The following is a 15,761-nucleotide window of genomic DNA, read 5'->3' on the forward strand; positions in this document are numbered from 1 at the left end:
AATAACTACTTTCTCACTAAATATTTGTTTTAAACAACATTCCTTATTCAACTACTGCCCTACAGCCGTAATTTTGCAAGTCGAAATTGCAAATCTAACAATTGTTTCAGGACTTATTGGTAAAGTACCTAACACTATGCCAAGACCTGTTTGTTCCACGTTAAAATCTGCTGCAATAGAACCATTACTTGCTAAAAGATTCACTGTAGAACCGATAAGTGTATCCAGCAATTGTCTAATTGGTCGTTCACGACACTCACATTCGCACCCAGAATCAACAGGTGGCAACAAATTGATAGTTGGTCCTGGAGGTAAAAATCCTACCCCTGTTACATCAGAAATATTTACCACAAAGGTTGTCGCTCCATCTGTAACAGTAACTAAAAAATCATTCACTTCAATAATAGTGAATAAAAAAAAGAGAGGAGGTACATTTGGTGCGTCTGCAATAGTGCCAAGAATTACAGTTTGCCCAACAAGTTGTTGTAAAACGTTCTGCATAGGAAAAACACAGCAATCACATAGACAACCTGCATCTTCTCCTGGAGGTCCTTGAGGTCCTGGAAGCCCTTGGGGTCCTTGAGGTCCCTGAGGTCCTCGTAGTCCTCGGGGCCCTGGAATTCCTGGAACTCCTTGGAGACCTGGAGGTCCTGGAGGTCCTTGATGAACAGGGGGACAACAACAGATCCTATTAAAACAGAAAGGACAGCAAAAATTAGAATTAGATGACATAAAATTCACCTCCTTCTAAATAATATATTTTTGTTTTTTAATATTGCGCGACTATTTGTCCATATAGTTGTAACTAAATAGAAAATATAGCTTTTACCAGCGTTCCGACTTGTTCCGGATTAAATTTCTCCCTGGATGAATTGCTGAGCTAGTTTCGCAATATGTGTCTTATGCGAAACATTGGACCATCTTTCCTTTTTTCAACTAACCTGCCCGATAGTTGCATAAGAAAAAGCTGTCTTTAAGACAGCTCTGATCTTCAGCTAACGCACCCGTTAGTTTAAGTACAATCTTTTTTTCCTTTTTGCCTACTTGCTAAATTCAGCAAGTAAAATATTTTTAAAAGGATTAGGACTGTTATCTCTACCCATACTGTTCAAACTGACGACCAACGTATGCTTGCCTCCAAGTGTACCTCCAGCAAGAGTAGAAAACCCTAGAATGCCACCTGTGTGTCCCCATATCGAGGCACCGTTTGGAAGCTTAGTTTCAAAGATTCCAAGACCCCATCCATCAATTCCTGCTCTTCCTGTAGGAACTGTAATAAGCATTTGTTTTAGTTGCTGTTCCTTCAGTATTTTGCCACCGAGCAAGGAAGAGAAGAATTTATTTAAATCGTCAGCAGTAGAAATCATATCTCCAGCCGAGCTAGCTACACTTGGGTTATAATAAGTAACGTCTTTAATGTCACTTGCTTCGTCTGGTTGGGAATATCCCCGAGCATGCTTGGTGCCTGGAATAACGCTTGAATTGCCAGGTAGGAATGTATCCGACAAATCAAGCGGTTCAATAATCCGATTTTCAATCTCTTCCGCGTAACTGTTTCCGGTTACTTTTTCAATAAGAATACCCAGTAATACGTATCCTGTGTTTGAATAAGACCAGCCCTTTCCTGGGTCAAAGTCTGGGGGCAGCGAAATCCCCATCTTCACTAATTCTTCAGCCGTATAAGATTTTTTTGTATCCATAAAATCAGTGTCTTTTGACCTTGAGTATTCGGCGATACCACTTGTATGGTTCAATATCTGCCGGATGGTAATCTTTTTACCATTATATCCGTTTCCTTGAATGACACCAGGCAACCATTTTTCGATGGAGTCGTCTAGATTCAAGCGGTTCTCGCCAGCTAATTGAAGTACAACCGTTGCGATGAACGTCTTCGTCACGCTGCCAATGCGAAAGCGAAAATCTGTTTTCATTGGTTCCTTGGTGCTCAGATTCGCTAACCCAGCGGCATAACCCCACGTTTTTCCACCCTCGGAAGTTTTAGCAAGTATCCCAGGGAATCCAAGTTGCAATGTATCCCGCATTGCTTGCTTGACGGAATTATGACCTCGTTGAGTGCTTGTTTGTAACGAACTAGATACATTTTGAGTAGGCTCTACTTTTGCAATTGAGGGTGGCGATGTGTATAGCAGGGAACTTCCAGTTATTAATAGGGCCAGACTTGCAAATGTAATTTGACTACGTATTTTCATAAGGCATTCCTCTCTTTCTATTAATATTGTATGGGTGGTTGCTTGTTGTTCCATATGAATCACACAGCTATACTTTGCATAAAATGACTATCCTCGTCTTCATCTTGATACTCATCATTCTCATATTGATTTTCAATGTTCTTTTTTTATAAGGAATTGCGCCATTCCTTTTACATAATTTTACCATAAAACCAAATAATTAGATTTAAATGTCATTTTTCTATTCTCATGGTTTATTATTTATTGCATAGTTCGAATACAATATGCTTGATGAACTATCCTGCCCCGATAGTTCCATAAGAAAAAGCTGCCTTAAAGACAGCTCTGCTCTTCAGCTAACGCACCCGTTAGTTTAAGTGAAACTCTTCATATTTTCCCGAGAAGTTTACTATCTCTTTAGCTAATTAGATATAGAATAATTTTAAGCAAATTACTCAATGATAATGGTCTTTTTTTATAGTGAATCTCTGTACCTATTAATGACAATTATTCATAATATTAAATTACTGTTTATTGAAATTAGGTAACGTTCATACTTTCTAAGATTTGTACAACTTCTTCAGTTGGAATTTTCATATCATCATTTATCCATTTTCGAATTACTTCAATGATTCCTCCTGTCGAATAAGTGAAAAAATATTCTAAATGAGTCTCATTAGCATTTGGTAACTGTTTTTTTATTTCTGCAATTGTTATATCATGAGCAGAATTCAAAACTGTATTTAGTACATGAGAGCTATTTTTTTCATTAAAAATGATTTTACAGAGCTCCTTATTTATAAGTATCAAATTTAAAAGTTCATTTAGTATATTTTGTTCTCCTGAATTATTAATTGTACTCATCATTTTCTCTATCATTTCTTCTTCAATACTTCTCATTAAATCAAACGGATCATTGTAATAAGAATAAAAAGTGCCGCGATTAATATCTGCTTCTTTGCAAATATCCGTAACAGTAATTTTATTTAAGTTTTTTTCTTGTAGTAGCAGTAAAAAAGCCTCTATAATTACCTTTTTACTATACAATGTTCTTCGGTTTCCTGGTGTACCAACCACGTTTTTCCCTCCTACTTATTAACCAAATCACATCAATATGTTTTTAAGTGAACAAAACATTAATAAATGACTATTTAATAACACATATTTTCATTTTGCTTATTGTTACCTTCAATTTGCTTTAATATACTATGTCCATGCCATTAAATCAACAAAGTGTTTAATTAATAACTTAACGTTTAAATAATAACTAGTTGTTTTAATGTGTTGTATGTAATATTAGGATGAAAGGAAACTGTTGATGGCAAAGTATCTTTATAAATTAGGAGAATGGGCGGCAAACAATAGTAAAAAATTAATTGGAGGCTCATTAACAGTTCTCCTTGCGATAGCAATTATTGCAATGAATCTGGGACCAAATTTTTCTGAAGACATGTCTATACCTGGATCAGAATCAGAAAAAGCCCTTCAACTCATTAAAAAGGAATTTCCCTCTAATACCGGAGGCCAAGTACAGTTAGTATTAAAAGCACCTGAAAATAAAACCTTAGATTCTGAAGAGATTAATAAAGTAATTACGGATACATTGAGAGTGATAAAAGAAAAAGATGAACATATTGATTCTGTAGCAAGCCCATTAGAGTTAGGGAATTTAAGTAAAGATAAGAAAATAGGTTATGCAATTGTTACTTATAATGTAGCAGCAGACAAGGTATCGGAAAAATCAAAGGAAAATATTATTGAAAACATTGAAAATACACGTGATGCAGGTATTCAAACAGAATTAGCTGGTGATGTTTTATTTTCTGAAATGGAAATTGGAGGAATCACAGAAGTAATTGGGGTAGTTATTGCTTATGTTATATTGGCAATTACTTTTATTTCCTTCTTAGCCTCCGGGTTGCCAATTATTACGGCGGTTATTGGACTAGCTATAGGAATTTTATTAATTGTGATTGGAACAAATTATTTGGAAATTACCTCTGTTTCGATAACGTTAGCAGCAATGTTGGGACTGGCAGTAGGCATTGATTATGCTCTCTTTATTATGACTCGTTTTAGACAACAAAGAAAAGAAGGATATTCTGTTCAAGAGTCTGTAGCAATTGCAAATGGAACAGCCGGGAGTGCTGTAGTGTTTGCTGGCATAACAGTCATCATTGCCCTCTTAGGTTTATCTGTTGCAAAAATACCATTTTTAACAATGATGGGTCTATCTGCCGCTCTATGCGTATTATTAGCAATATTTATTGCAATAATTGTGGTTCCAGCTTTTTTAGGTCTGATGGGACATAAAGTGGGACCAGATAGAAAAAATACCTATTTAAGCAAAATTATTAAAAGCGATAAAAAACAAACTACTTCCGATAGATGGGGAAATTTTGTAGCAAAACGCCCGTGGAGGGTAGCAGTTATTGGAATTATACTTCTTTCTATAATTGCTATCCCTATTTCCCATATGGAACTCGCATTACCAGATAACGGTTCAAAAAATGAAGAGACAACAGAAAGAAAAGCATATGATTTACTTAGCAAAGCTTATGGCCCAGGCCATCATGCAACATTAATTGTAGCCGCTAAAACATCAAGCGAAACAACCAATCCACAAGTAGCATTAAGTGATACTATAGAAGAGTTAAGTGGATTATCAAATGTAAAAAATGTTAGTCCAGCAATTCCTGGACCTTCAGGAGAATGGTATCTTATTTCTATAACTCCAGAGACAGGAGCATCTGATTCAGAAACAAAAGATCTTGTAGACGATATTAGAGAAAAGGCAAAGACCTTGGAAAAATCCGAACAGTTAAAATTAATGGTTACAGGTACTACGGCGGTAAACATTGATATATCACAGAAATTGAGTGATGCATTGCCAATATTCGCTTTATTAATTATTGGATTTTCATTCATTTTATTAGTACTAGTATTCAGGTCTATTCTAGTTCCATTAAAAGCAGTTCTAGGATTTTTACTTTCATTAGGTGCAACATTAGGATTCACTGTATTTGTTATACAAGATGGAAATTTAATTGATTTATTTGGATTTCCCATTGTTAATCCTGTATTAAGCTTCTTACCAGTCATTGTGATAGGGATTTTATTTGGGTTAGCAATGGATTATGAGGTCTTTCTAGTTAGTAGAATGCGTGAAGTATTTACACATACTGGGGATGCACGCGAAGCTGTTTTAGCAGGAATGAGAGATAGTGGTGGAGTAGTAACAGCTGCTGGGTTGATTATGATTTCAGTATTTACTGGATTCATGTTAGCTCCAGATCCAATAATTAAAGCAATGGGCTTTTCTCTCACATTTGGCGTTCTATTTGATGCTTTTGTAGTAAGAATGGCTATTGTACCAGCAGTGATGATCATAATGGGAGAAGCTTCTTGGTACTTGCCAAAGTGGTTAGAAAAACTACTACCAAATTTAGATATTGAAGGAGAATCATTTATAAAAGAAATAGAAAGAAAAAGGAAATAAAAGGAGAAAGATGTTAAGTTCGAATAATGCATAAATACTTTTAACTAATGGGGCTGAAGGAAGTCGATTCTTGTTATTCTTCAGTCCTTTTTCTACATTAAAAAGATAGAATTTGGTTTTATAATTTGTAATTATTGTGAAATAAGTTGCTTAAACTGGATTTATTAGCGAAATGGCTCTTTTAGTATATTATTTTCTTAATGAACTACCCTGCCCCGTTAGTTCATTAAGAAAAAATCTGCCTTAAAGACAGCTCCAATTACCACCTAACGAATAAGAAAAATTCTTATGTGTTTATTTTCCACCTAAATCTTTGAGTTGATTTTTTATTTCTTTAAGTTCGGACCTTAAAGCCTTAGCTTTTTTAGAATTGTCAATCACAATACTTATGGCATATTGAACAATAAAAAATAGAATAACTAAACCAACAAAGCCGTAAAAAATTGAAAGTATAATACCCATAATTTTAGCTCTCCTAATAAAATTCATTAATTTAATGTTACCATTAATTAGTAAACGTGATTGTACTTTTAACATAGCTCTTCTTCAAGTAACCTGCCCCGATAGTTGCATAAAGAAAAAGCTGCCTTAAAGGACGGGCAGCTCCGATCTTCAGCTAAAGCACCCGTTAGCTCAATAAGGAATATTGTTTAACAAATCATAGAAATGGTAAATATAACCTTTTAGAAGGGTTACACCTTGCCCAAAAAAGACCGGTCTAAATGTTAGAACGTTCTTTCCTTATATATTCAAATATTAACTACTCTCGTCAACATGATGGTGATGATGGTCGCTGCTCTCTTCCTGGTCATGCTGGTAAGCTAGTGTACCGGGGTTTGTATTGCCAAATGTTAGATACCACGGCATCCCTAACGGTCCACCCGCTGAAGCCGGTGGCACGAACACATCGAACGTTTTATGATGATGATGGAGGTTGTATCGCCGCACCGAACCTGTGTCGGGACCGTCACCATTAATTGGCACAAACAGTTTTCCATCAGGACCAAATAGAATTGCCTGCGCAAAGGCTCGTGGCTGCCCGACGAAATCAAGGTTAATCTTGTCGAGAAACTTGCCCGTTTCACCGTCGAAAATCAGAATTTTGTCCGTGTCACTCGCGTCCCTTCTGAAACTGGTGATATAGAGGTTGTCGTCGGGACCGAAGACTAAGCCTTCTGGACGGTTGAGGTCGTTAACAGTGTTGCTCTCAATGAATACTCCAAGGAACTCCCCAGTTTTTGGATTAAATCGCAGAACAGCGCCACCTTCCGGCTGTGGCAGATTGCGTACGGATACATACAGCACGCCGTCGGGACCAATGACCAAAGCACGAGGATGGAACTGTCCAGTGAAGCCGGAGTGGTCGAGGTTTCCAAGAAACACCCCTGTGGTGCCATTATACAACCGTACTTCTCCCGGCACGTCTACGTCACCCATGTCCGCCACAAACAGGACATTTTTCTTCGACAGAACGATGCCGCGCGGTGCAAACGGGGCGCCTGGTGCATTCGATTTGACAAGTTCACCCAGAAACGCACCGGTCTGTCCATTATACTTCAAAACGTCACCATTCTGAGGTTGTCCAACGTTTTGGTTCGTGACTAGGAGATTACCCACATGGTCGAAAATCAGTCCTCGAGGACCGCTTAAGCCATTGCTGCCGGATGCAACAAAACTGCCAAGAAACCTCCCCGTTTCTGCATCGAAAGTCTTCACGGTGTTGTCTGAGCCGTCACCAATGTAGAGAAAGTCATTTCGTAATTTCATTACCGAAAAAAACTCCCTTCTATTAAAATTTTTTAGATTAAAAAAGTAATTTTAATCTTATTTTAATATATTCGTTTGAGAGCTTTTTGTATGGGATAAACTCGCTGATAAAACAACACAATTTTAACTTTACGTAGTACACACCAATGGTCAGCTACTTCTCTCCTTACTACTTTCATCGTAAATGGGATGGGTTACGTGTGGGATGTTGCCTTCGCCTACGATTAAGTCGGCAATACCCAAGAACATAGTCGTCTCTGATTCTTGTAGTAACTGATACTTATTGTTCTTCAACTAAACTGCCCTTTAGTTTAAGTACATTCTTTCACAATCTCAATAGTGTAGAGCCTTTTTAGACACAATCCAATCCCTACAAAATAAAGTTCATAATTTCGTTGTAAATACTCTTTTTCCTGATGCTACCCCATTGCCATCAAGTTAAAGTTTTGTAGTACCCCCAGAATGAAATTTTGGACTTTCTTGTAACTTATAAGCTCAATTTATCGTTTTTTTTGGGGGACCTATTTTCTTAGCTTGATGGGCATGGTACCCCCAAAAGTAAAAATTGATATGGATGAAGTGAGAACAGTTGCAAATAACTTAACTAAAGAAAAACAAGTCGATAAGGTACAATCACCTAAAGTCTTTTAAGTGAAGGGTGTTCAAGAAATAGCTAGAAAAATTAAAGAACAAGAGCAGAATAACGACAAAGATAAGAAACGCTCTCAAACTCTTTCAAGATAATTGATTCCAAAAAACGATAGCCGTATTTTACGTCTATCGTTTTAATTTAATATCAAAGTAAAGGAGTGTTTATCTGAGGAAAGTTATAATGTTGTAATTAACTTTCCGTCAGAAAAGTACCCGGAGACAGCTGAGCATATAGAAGATGCCATTGCTGATGGAAGTTCCAATATTTGTACCATTGATAGAAATGGAGCAGACGAGAATCGTGATGAATCTTTGGAAAATATTCAAACTAGAATGGGATATGATCGTGATGAATACCCAATGGCCATGTGTGAAGAAGGGGGAGCGGGAGCAGATATTGAGTATATAACCCCATCAGACAATCGTGGTGCTGGCTCGTGGGTATCTCATCAATTAAGTGACTATCCCGATGGTACAAAGGTTTTATTCGTTGTAGAGTGAATTCAGTAGAAAAGTTATGAGAGTCTTGCTACATTAGATTAAGGCTCTTTATTAAAAAAATCTGATGACTGTATTCCTCTTTTATTTTTTACTAAGCTACCACTTGTTCAAACACACAAAAAAAGCACTCCTCTGAGTGCCATTTTTCAATTTAGTGGTCGGAACTGGCCTTTAACCGTTCAGACTAATAAGCTGCTACATAGTAGAATAATATAGAGATAAGGAATGTGAAAGATAAGGTAAACCAAAAAGTGTTCTTCGTATAATCTTCCTTATTTAATTTAATTTTTTGTAGTATAGAAATGAAATTTAGACATAAAATAATACACCATACTGGTGTAGTTAAAAATCCAAAAAAGTCTAAGAATATGTTCATAGAAGCAACCCCTTATATAACAAAGATAAAGAAAGGATAGCATAAACTATCCTTTCTAAGCAAAATTAGGTGTTACCGAAGGTGAAACTATATTCAACATAGATTTCATCTCCAGATTGTAACCACTTGCTTGGAATATCCACAGAAACCGGCCCGATTGACGCACTTAAACCTGAAATATTGGTATATGTATGGAAATAAGTTGTTTGTACGTAAGCAGGTTCTCCTTTTTTGGATTTACCCACCCGCACTTCTCTACTCATATTAATATTTTGATAGTCGCCGCCACCTAATGATACAGTCACATATTGACCGTAGGCTTTCGGGCTTTTCATACTCAATTTTTTGTCATCAAAAGTCCAAGTTGTACCGCCTTTGCCGTCAGCAATCTCTTTTCCTTGATCCCAAAAACCTGAAAATGTGTCAGCTTTAGCAACAGCTTCCTCACTCCAAGCGGACCCTAAAATATCGGTCTTAGTGCTTAATGGTGTATCATTCCAATGAGCATTTGAAACGAATGAGTATTTATACTGAGTACTAGTGGAACCAAGATAAATCACTTGTTGGGTTAGCTCCAAATCGCCCTTAATTTTTGTTTTAATTCCGTCTTTCGGCAAAGCAGCCATTAAAGAGATTCCAGAATTTTGTTTCACTTTTGACGGATAAACATTCTCTATTTCTAAAGACTCTCCTGTTGCTTCATTGTAGGTTTTTAGATCTTCAATCTTTTTTTGCGTTATGAGTTCTTCATTCTCTTCAGTGTATTCCGTTTTTGTACCATCGAGTGAAACATAATAAGACTTCTCTTCCACTTCTACTTCATCAACGACCTTACCGCCTTGGCTGGCCATATAGACCTTTTCTTTCTTCGACATATCATCCAAGTTTTCTTCTTCCAAGCCAATGGCATCTAGTACACTATCCAATTGATTTTCAGATAATAACTCAGCATTTTCCACAGGCTTAACTCTACCATCTTTCTCATAGTTGATAACATTCGTGTCAGCATACGCACCGTTCGGTAATAAAGCGGTTGTCAATAAAAATAAAAATGCTAGTATAAAGAGATTTCTCTTTTTCTTCACTTGTTTTCCCCCTTTTCTTATAGCAATATAAGAGTATCATTGTTAACTAACAAAAAATACCACTATAATAAAATAATGTAAAAATATGTATAATTACCTAGATTATTCTCAGTTATTTTGTCCTAATAGGGGTACCGTCATGATGCTACCCCTAATTCACTCATTCTATTGTGGTAGTCAGTCGCATCCTGCATTGTACGTTTTGAGTGGAATGGTATGCATGGTGAATGTGCACCGATTGGCGTATGGTGCGTAGGCTATAAGGGATACCGCCAGCAAAACGCGGATTTACAACGTTAAGAATATTCCAGTATTAAAAATCCCAATCCCTCAGTGATATAAATGAGAAATTGGGATTTAATTATTCAACAGCTGCGCCTTATTGCGGAAGATCAACTAAATATATAGATGTCCTTTCAGTAAAGTTACACAGCCTCCAATTATGAAGCTAATGTGCAATGTGAAGATCCATAATCATTAAGCTATTTATTGGTATTACTTTTTACATTGGATTCGCTATATCTCTTTATAGCAAATGAATAAGAATAGCCAATGATAGATCCAAAGATTGCAGGTAAAATCCATCCCACTCCTTCTGTATATAACGGGATATGACTATAGAGATTTGTAATAAAATCCAATTGGAATTTACTTTGCTTCAAACTATCAACGATGCTAATCAAGGCTGTACCTATCAAACCACCTACATATACAGAGGGATATCCTTTAAAGTACCTATGATAGAAAGATAAAATAATTAAAACGATAGTTAATGGATAAATAGCAGTTAAAATAGGAACAGAAATCAAGATAATTTGAGTTAAGCCTAAATTAGCAATAGCCATACTAACTAAGCATAGAATACCAATCCACCTTTTATAAGAAAAATGTGGAATAATTCTAGAGAAATATTGGCCACAAGAAATGATAAGTCCTACAGATGTTGTTGAACAGGCAAGGGTAAAAATTACCCCTAGTAGCATACTTCCTGAGTTTCCAAATAAATGAGTAGTGACAGCTGTTAAAATCGCTCCACCATTTTCAGGTGACTTAAGCAAGGAATGGCTAGTAGCACCTAAATGACCTAACATAAGATAAATAATTGCCAAACAAACACCTGCAATTATACCCGCTTTTACAGTAATATTAGTTAGCTTTTTTGATTCAAGTATACCTCTTTTTTTAATTGCTGCAATAACAACACTTCCAAATAAAAGAGCTGCTAGTGCATCCATTGTCAAATAGCCATCCATAATTCCTTTGAATGCTGCGGCATCCTGATAGGCTGGAGAAGGTGTTCCATATTCTCCAATCGGGTGAAACATGCTTTGAGTAAATATAATAGCAATAAGCCCTAATATAATTGGGGTTAAGGTTTTACCGATCCTTTCAAAGAGTTTTGAAGGGTTTAGACATAGCCAATAGTTAAAAGAAAAATAAATAATTGTATATATAAAAAGAGGTAACTCCTGGTTCTTTAGTTCATCAGGAAGGAATGGGGCCGCTCCCATTTCAAAAGCTACGCTTCCTGCTCGCGGAATTACCAAGAAAGGGCCAAGACACAAGTAAGTTATAAGTGTGAAAAGAACAGAAAAAATTGGATGCACACGGTTCGTTAGTGTTTGTAAATCTCCTGATTTAGCAATAGCAGTTATGGCCAATACAGGTAGACCAACTGATGTAATAAGAAATCCAACCATTGCCTCCCCAAAATTCACCCCTGATGCATGTCCTAGAGATGGTGGGAAAATAAGGTTCCCTGCCCCAAAAAATAAAGCAAATAACATTAAACCAGTATATACAGTGTCTTTTATTGAAAGATCTTTCATCATTTCTTCCTCCCAATGTCATCTTTGTAATTGTAATTAGATCAAAGCTTTTAACATATATAGAATTTTTTTCATTCGATATTTTCTCAAATCTCTACGACGTCATACCTCTTAAACAATCGCTGTACCAATTGTTCAAATGTCATTTCATCTAAACATATAGTGATAGTGATCAATATCCTTCCTGGCTCTTCGGTAACATGGATATAAAATTTTTAATTTTCACTCTATGTTTTAAGAGCAAGTCGGTTACTTGCAGTAAAAAACCAGGTTGATTATTAGCTAAAATCCTAATGGTCTTCTTCATGTTTTCTCCTTTTTAAAATGTATTTTTCTTCTGATTTATTTCCTGTTTATTACACAAAAAACTCTCACCTCAGAATCAAATACGCATTACGCGTTTGATTTCTGAGGCGAGAGTATCGCGGTACCACTCAGCTTTCCTATCTTCCTCACGGAAAACAGGCTCAATAAGTCTAATTAAATTAGACTTGAGTCTGTTAACGAGACTAACCGTTACTCACTACTGTGGATATTAAAATAACCATTTCGCAAGCAAAGCTCCAAGGCGACCTTCAAAAAGAATTAACGACCGTTCTCTCAGCCAATGGAACGGATCTCTGGACGTTAAAGTTCTCTTTTACTACTCCTTTTCAACACTAGTATATTAAAATAAAAATCGCCTCAGCAATTGTCCGGTTAATTTTTACAAAATCCGGACAATTGCTGAGGCGAAAACACACGGTACCACTCAGCTTCCCTATCTTCCTCACGGAAAACAAGCTTAATAAGTCTAATTAAATTAGACTTGAGTCTGTTAACGAGACTAACCGTTACTCACTACTGTGGATATTAAAATAACCATTTCGCAAGCAAAGCTCCAAGGCGACTTTCAAAAAGAATTAACGACCGTTCTCTCAGCCAATGGAACGGATCTCTGGACGTTAAAGTTCTCTTTTACTACTCCTTTTCAACGCTAGTATATTAAAATAAAAATCGCCTCAGCAATTGTCCGGTTAATTTTTACAAAATCCGGACAATTGCTGAGGCGAAAACACACGGTACCACTCAGCTTCCCTATCTTCCTCACGGAAAACAAGCTTAATAAGTCTAATTAAATTAGACTTGAGTCTGTTAACGAGACTAACCGTTACTCACTACTGTGGATATTAAAATAACCATTTCGCAAGCAAAGCTCCAAGGCGACTTTCAAAAAGAATTAACGACCGTTCTCTCAGCCAATGGAACGGATCTCTGGACGTTAAAGTTCTCTTTTACTACTCCTTTTCAACGCTAGTATATTAAAATAAAAATCGCCTCAGCAATTGTCCGGTTAATTTTTACAAAATCTGGACAATTGCTGAGGCGAAAACACACGGTACCACTCAGCTTCCCTATCTTCCTCACGGAAAACAAGCTTAATAAGTCTAATTAAATTAGACTTGAGTCTGTTAACGAGACTAACCGTTACTCACTACTGTGGATATTAAAATAACCATTTCGCAAGCAAAGCTCCAAGGCGACTTTCAAAAAGAACTAACGACCGTTCTCTCAGCCAATGGAACGGATCTCTAAACGTTAATGTTCTCTTTTACTACTCCTTTTCAACGCTAAATCTATTTAAAAGTAATAAAACGACATGTTCTTTTAAGTTTTATAGTAATTGATTTTATAGAAATTTAAATGTTATGTCAACACCTTTTGTTGAACGGAAGAGAGCTTATACAATAATAAGAAATGTCCAGAAATCAAGAGAGCAAAATGAAATTTAAGCTATAACTGTTTGTATGTTCCATGATTAAACAATATCAATATATGGAGCAACGTATTTACTGGTTTAAACATCTTTATTACTAATCTTCCCTTTGCAATATGAAAGGAGCTGCGGAAGCAACCCCCTGACCGTTAGTTTATACCGCACTCCCCAAAAGGAAAACGTTACGAGAATGGACATATTTTCGAAAGAAAAAATGGCCATTCTTTTGGTAATATAGAGGCAGCTGTTTATAATGAGGCAGTTATAACATACGGAGATGATGAAAAAATGACAGGACCCGTTTTGATTTTGACCATTATTTTAACGATATTTAAACTAGTTGTTACCTGCCTTCCAACCGATGTCGTCAATTGGCTTTTAAATAAATTTAAGTTGCATCCAACACTTAGTGACGGGAATACCGTGATCACGATGGACGGAAAACGATTGGAAGGGGAAGAGAAGAACCAAGTGATTCAGGATGTTAACCAGGCGATAGTTTTGAAGAAAAATCATATATTCCCTGGAAACGATTCCTTGTTTTTACACCCAGAGAGCGGTGTTAAGCCTTTGGTCATCGATACGAAAAAAGGCAAAAAGGATATTCGGTTATTGATGTTCGTGTACGGTGACCATGTGGATGTCGTAAAACAGGACAAGAAGAAGCTCGTGGCATATAGCATGCGTTCCGAAAGCCTCCAAGACCGTTCGATGATGAAGGGAATGGATGTAAAAGAAGCATAAAAGGAAGAAAAATGAAAACCACACCATGATGTGTGGTTTTTTGATTGGGAATTATTTATTTTGTGACACGACTTCTTCTCCTCTTATAAGGATGCCTTCATTTTTTGGCTCGCTCACCTAGATCCCGGTCTCATCAGTGACCATTTTCTAGTACGACGCACACTTTAGCTGAACAAGGGAATTTTTTTCTTGATTTTAATGTATGATAATGTAAAGAATCGTACATTTAAAAGGCCCTATTGGGGGCCTTTTCATTTAATTTATTTTCTTTTTATAAATATATAATTCAATATTAGGAACGTTAATTACTTTTAAAACTACGCATTGCTCTCCGGCGGTCGTGCAGTACCATCAGGATGATTATTCCCATCATCACTCCCAAGACGCTACCTAACTCGGTGGTCAGTACATATGCAAGCGGGTTCTCTAGAGCAGGTTGTGCATCGGGGCGAGTGGCGGCCAAGCGGTTAAAGAGGTTATAAGAGAACAGCATTCCCGACGAGATCCATGCTGCTGCCATAGGAGGGAGGAACCGCTTCGACCCGCGGCGGGTGGTCAATACCAACAAACCCCACGCCCCCGCGAAGGCCCACACACCGGTACTCAACGACAATAGGTGCCACCATAAATCGCGGTTATCCAACATGGCTGGGTTGATGCCAATAGTTCCACCAACCGCCCAGAATAGCTTAATAAATCCAAGCAGGATACAGCCAGCCGCGACAAGCCTAGCCAAGGTGATATGCAGTTTCTGGCTGTTGCCCGGGAGTAATTCAATGTCGATTGGATCAGCAAATGCCTCTGGCCAACGCGCTTTAGCGTATCCAGCTAAGGCGAAAGGTAGGCAGATGCCGACTCCAACCAGTGACACCATCACGAAGATCTGCTCATATACCCAAACGTTAGCAGCACCTGCCTGCTGATCGCGTATCATAGCAGCAGGACCAAGCACAGGTGCCAGCAACAGCATGGGAATAAGTAAACCAGTACCTACCCAGACGGGCAAGGCAACCAACCAGGCGGGCAGTCGCTCACCCCATGTCATGCTAAACGCCAATGCTAACAGGATACCAACTGCAGCTAGAACCATTGTTACTGCGTTTGCAGTGCGCCAACTTGGGTCGCCCATTTGTTCGGTCGGCATGAAGAGACCGAACGTCCAGGCTATTTTGATTAACAGATAAGGCATTACCGCTATAGCGGCACCATACCCCCAAAATCTACGCTTCTTCATCAAATGTGAAATTGGCTGCTTTTTCATTTCTGTCATGAGGTCACCTCGGCAGCCAGACCAGTGAGTTCGTAAATCTCTACCTCTACAATGAACAGAGCGCTCCCAATTAAACTCTCATGTTTATTTCTAT

At 37.5% G+C, this 15,761-nt stretch carries 9 protein-coding genes, 2 pseudogenes and 4 other annotated features; of the genes and pseudogenes, 3 read left to right on the forward strand and 8 right to left on the reverse strand.

What is annotated here, in order from left to right; translation table 11 throughout:
- Positions 1-51: 51 nt before the first annotated feature.
- The 3 genes and pseudogenes from NYE65_RS08120 to NYE65_RS08130 all read right to left on the reverse strand — a co-directional run.
- A pseudogene (locus tag NYE65_RS08120) lies at positions 52-660 on the reverse strand (bclA protein); the annotation flags it as partial.
- A 380-nt stretch (positions 661-1,040) separates the two neighbouring features.
- On the reverse strand, positions 1,041-2,210 hold the full coding sequence (locus tag NYE65_RS08125) for a serine hydrolase domain-containing protein (RefSeq protein ID WP_340860417.1): 1,170 nt from the start codon (positions 2,208-2,210) through the stop codon (positions 1,041-1,043).
- Between the two features lie 519 nt (positions 2,211-2,729).
- Positions 2,730-3,266 (reverse strand): TetR/AcrR family transcriptional regulator, encoded by a 537-nt coding sequence (locus tag NYE65_RS08130; RefSeq protein ID WP_098177348.1) that lies wholly within the window; start codon positions 3,264-3,266, stop codon positions 2,730-2,732.
- Between the two features lie 241 nt (positions 3,267-3,507).
- On the opposite strand from NYE65_RS08130, the gene NYE65_RS08135 reads away from it, so the two are divergent.
- Positions 3,508-5,688: an MMPL family transporter gene (locus NYE65_RS08135; RefSeq protein ID WP_340860420.1), complete on the forward strand. Its 2,181-nt coding sequence runs from the start codon at positions 3,508-3,510 to the stop codon at positions 5,686-5,688.
- A 294-nt stretch (positions 5,689-5,982) separates the two neighbouring features.
- Here NYE65_RS08135 and NYE65_RS08140 read toward each other — a convergent pair whose 3' ends face one another.
- Complete coding sequence (locus tag NYE65_RS08140; protein ID WP_340860422.1) at positions 5,983-6,150, reverse strand: hypothetical protein; 168 nt, start codon at positions 6,148-6,150, stop codon at positions 5,983-5,985.
- A 294-nt stretch (positions 6,151-6,444) separates the two neighbouring features.
- Complete coding sequence (locus NYE65_RS08145) at positions 6,445-7,455, reverse strand: Vgb family protein (protein ID WP_340860424.1); 1,011 nt, start codon at positions 7,453-7,455, stop codon at positions 6,445-6,447.
- A gap of 828 nt (positions 7,456-8,283) precedes the next feature.
- On the opposite strand from NYE65_RS08145, the pseudogene NYE65_RS08150 reads away from it, so the two are divergent.
- Positions 8,284-8,607, forward strand: a pseudogene (locus NYE65_RS08150) (NucA/NucB deoxyribonuclease domain-containing protein); the annotation flags it as partial.
- Between the two features lie 441 nt (positions 8,608-9,048).
- Here the strand turns inward: NYE65_RS08150 and NYE65_RS08155 are convergent.
- On the reverse strand, positions 9,049-10,068 hold the full coding sequence (locus NYE65_RS08155) for a hypothetical protein (protein WP_340860425.1): 1,020 nt from the start codon (positions 10,066-10,068) through the stop codon (positions 9,049-9,051).
- 482 nt (positions 10,069-10,550) lie between these two features.
- Positions 10,551-11,897: a branched-chain amino acid transport system II carrier protein gene (brnQ, locus tag NYE65_RS08160; protein ID WP_340862108.1), complete on the reverse strand. Its 1,347-nt coding sequence runs from the start codon at positions 11,895-11,897 to the stop codon at positions 10,551-10,553.
- A 406-nt stretch (positions 11,898-12,303) separates the two neighbouring features.
- Positions 12,304-12,563, reverse strand: a binding site (T-box leader).
- Positions 12,564-12,621: 58 nt separating this feature from the next.
- Positions 12,622-12,880, reverse strand: a binding site (T-box leader).
- Between the two features lie 58 nt (positions 12,881-12,938).
- Positions 12,939-13,197 (reverse strand) — a binding site (T-box leader).
- 58 nt (positions 13,198-13,255) lie between these two features.
- Positions 13,256-13,514: a binding site (T-box leader), on the reverse strand.
- Between the two features lie 427 nt (positions 13,515-13,941).
- On the opposite strand from brnQ, the gene NYE65_RS08165 reads away from it, so the two are divergent.
- Positions 13,942-14,397 (forward strand): YfmQ family protein, encoded by a 456-nt coding sequence (locus NYE65_RS08165; protein WP_340860427.1) that lies wholly within the window; start codon positions 13,942-13,944, stop codon positions 14,395-14,397.
- 301 nt (positions 14,398-14,698) lie between these two features.
- On the opposite strand, the gene NYE65_RS08170 is transcribed toward NYE65_RS08165, so the two are convergent.
- Positions 14,699-15,667: a hypothetical protein gene (locus NYE65_RS08170; RefSeq protein WP_340860428.1), complete on the reverse strand. Its 969-nt coding sequence runs from the start codon at positions 15,665-15,667 to the stop codon at positions 14,699-14,701.
- Positions 15,668-15,761 lie beyond the last annotated feature (94 nt).

It is taken from the genome of Peribacillus sp. FSL R5-0717 (assembly GCF_038002945.1).
Taxonomy (GTDB): Bacteria; Bacillota; Bacilli; order Bacillales; family DSM-1321; genus Peribacillus; species Peribacillus frigoritolerans.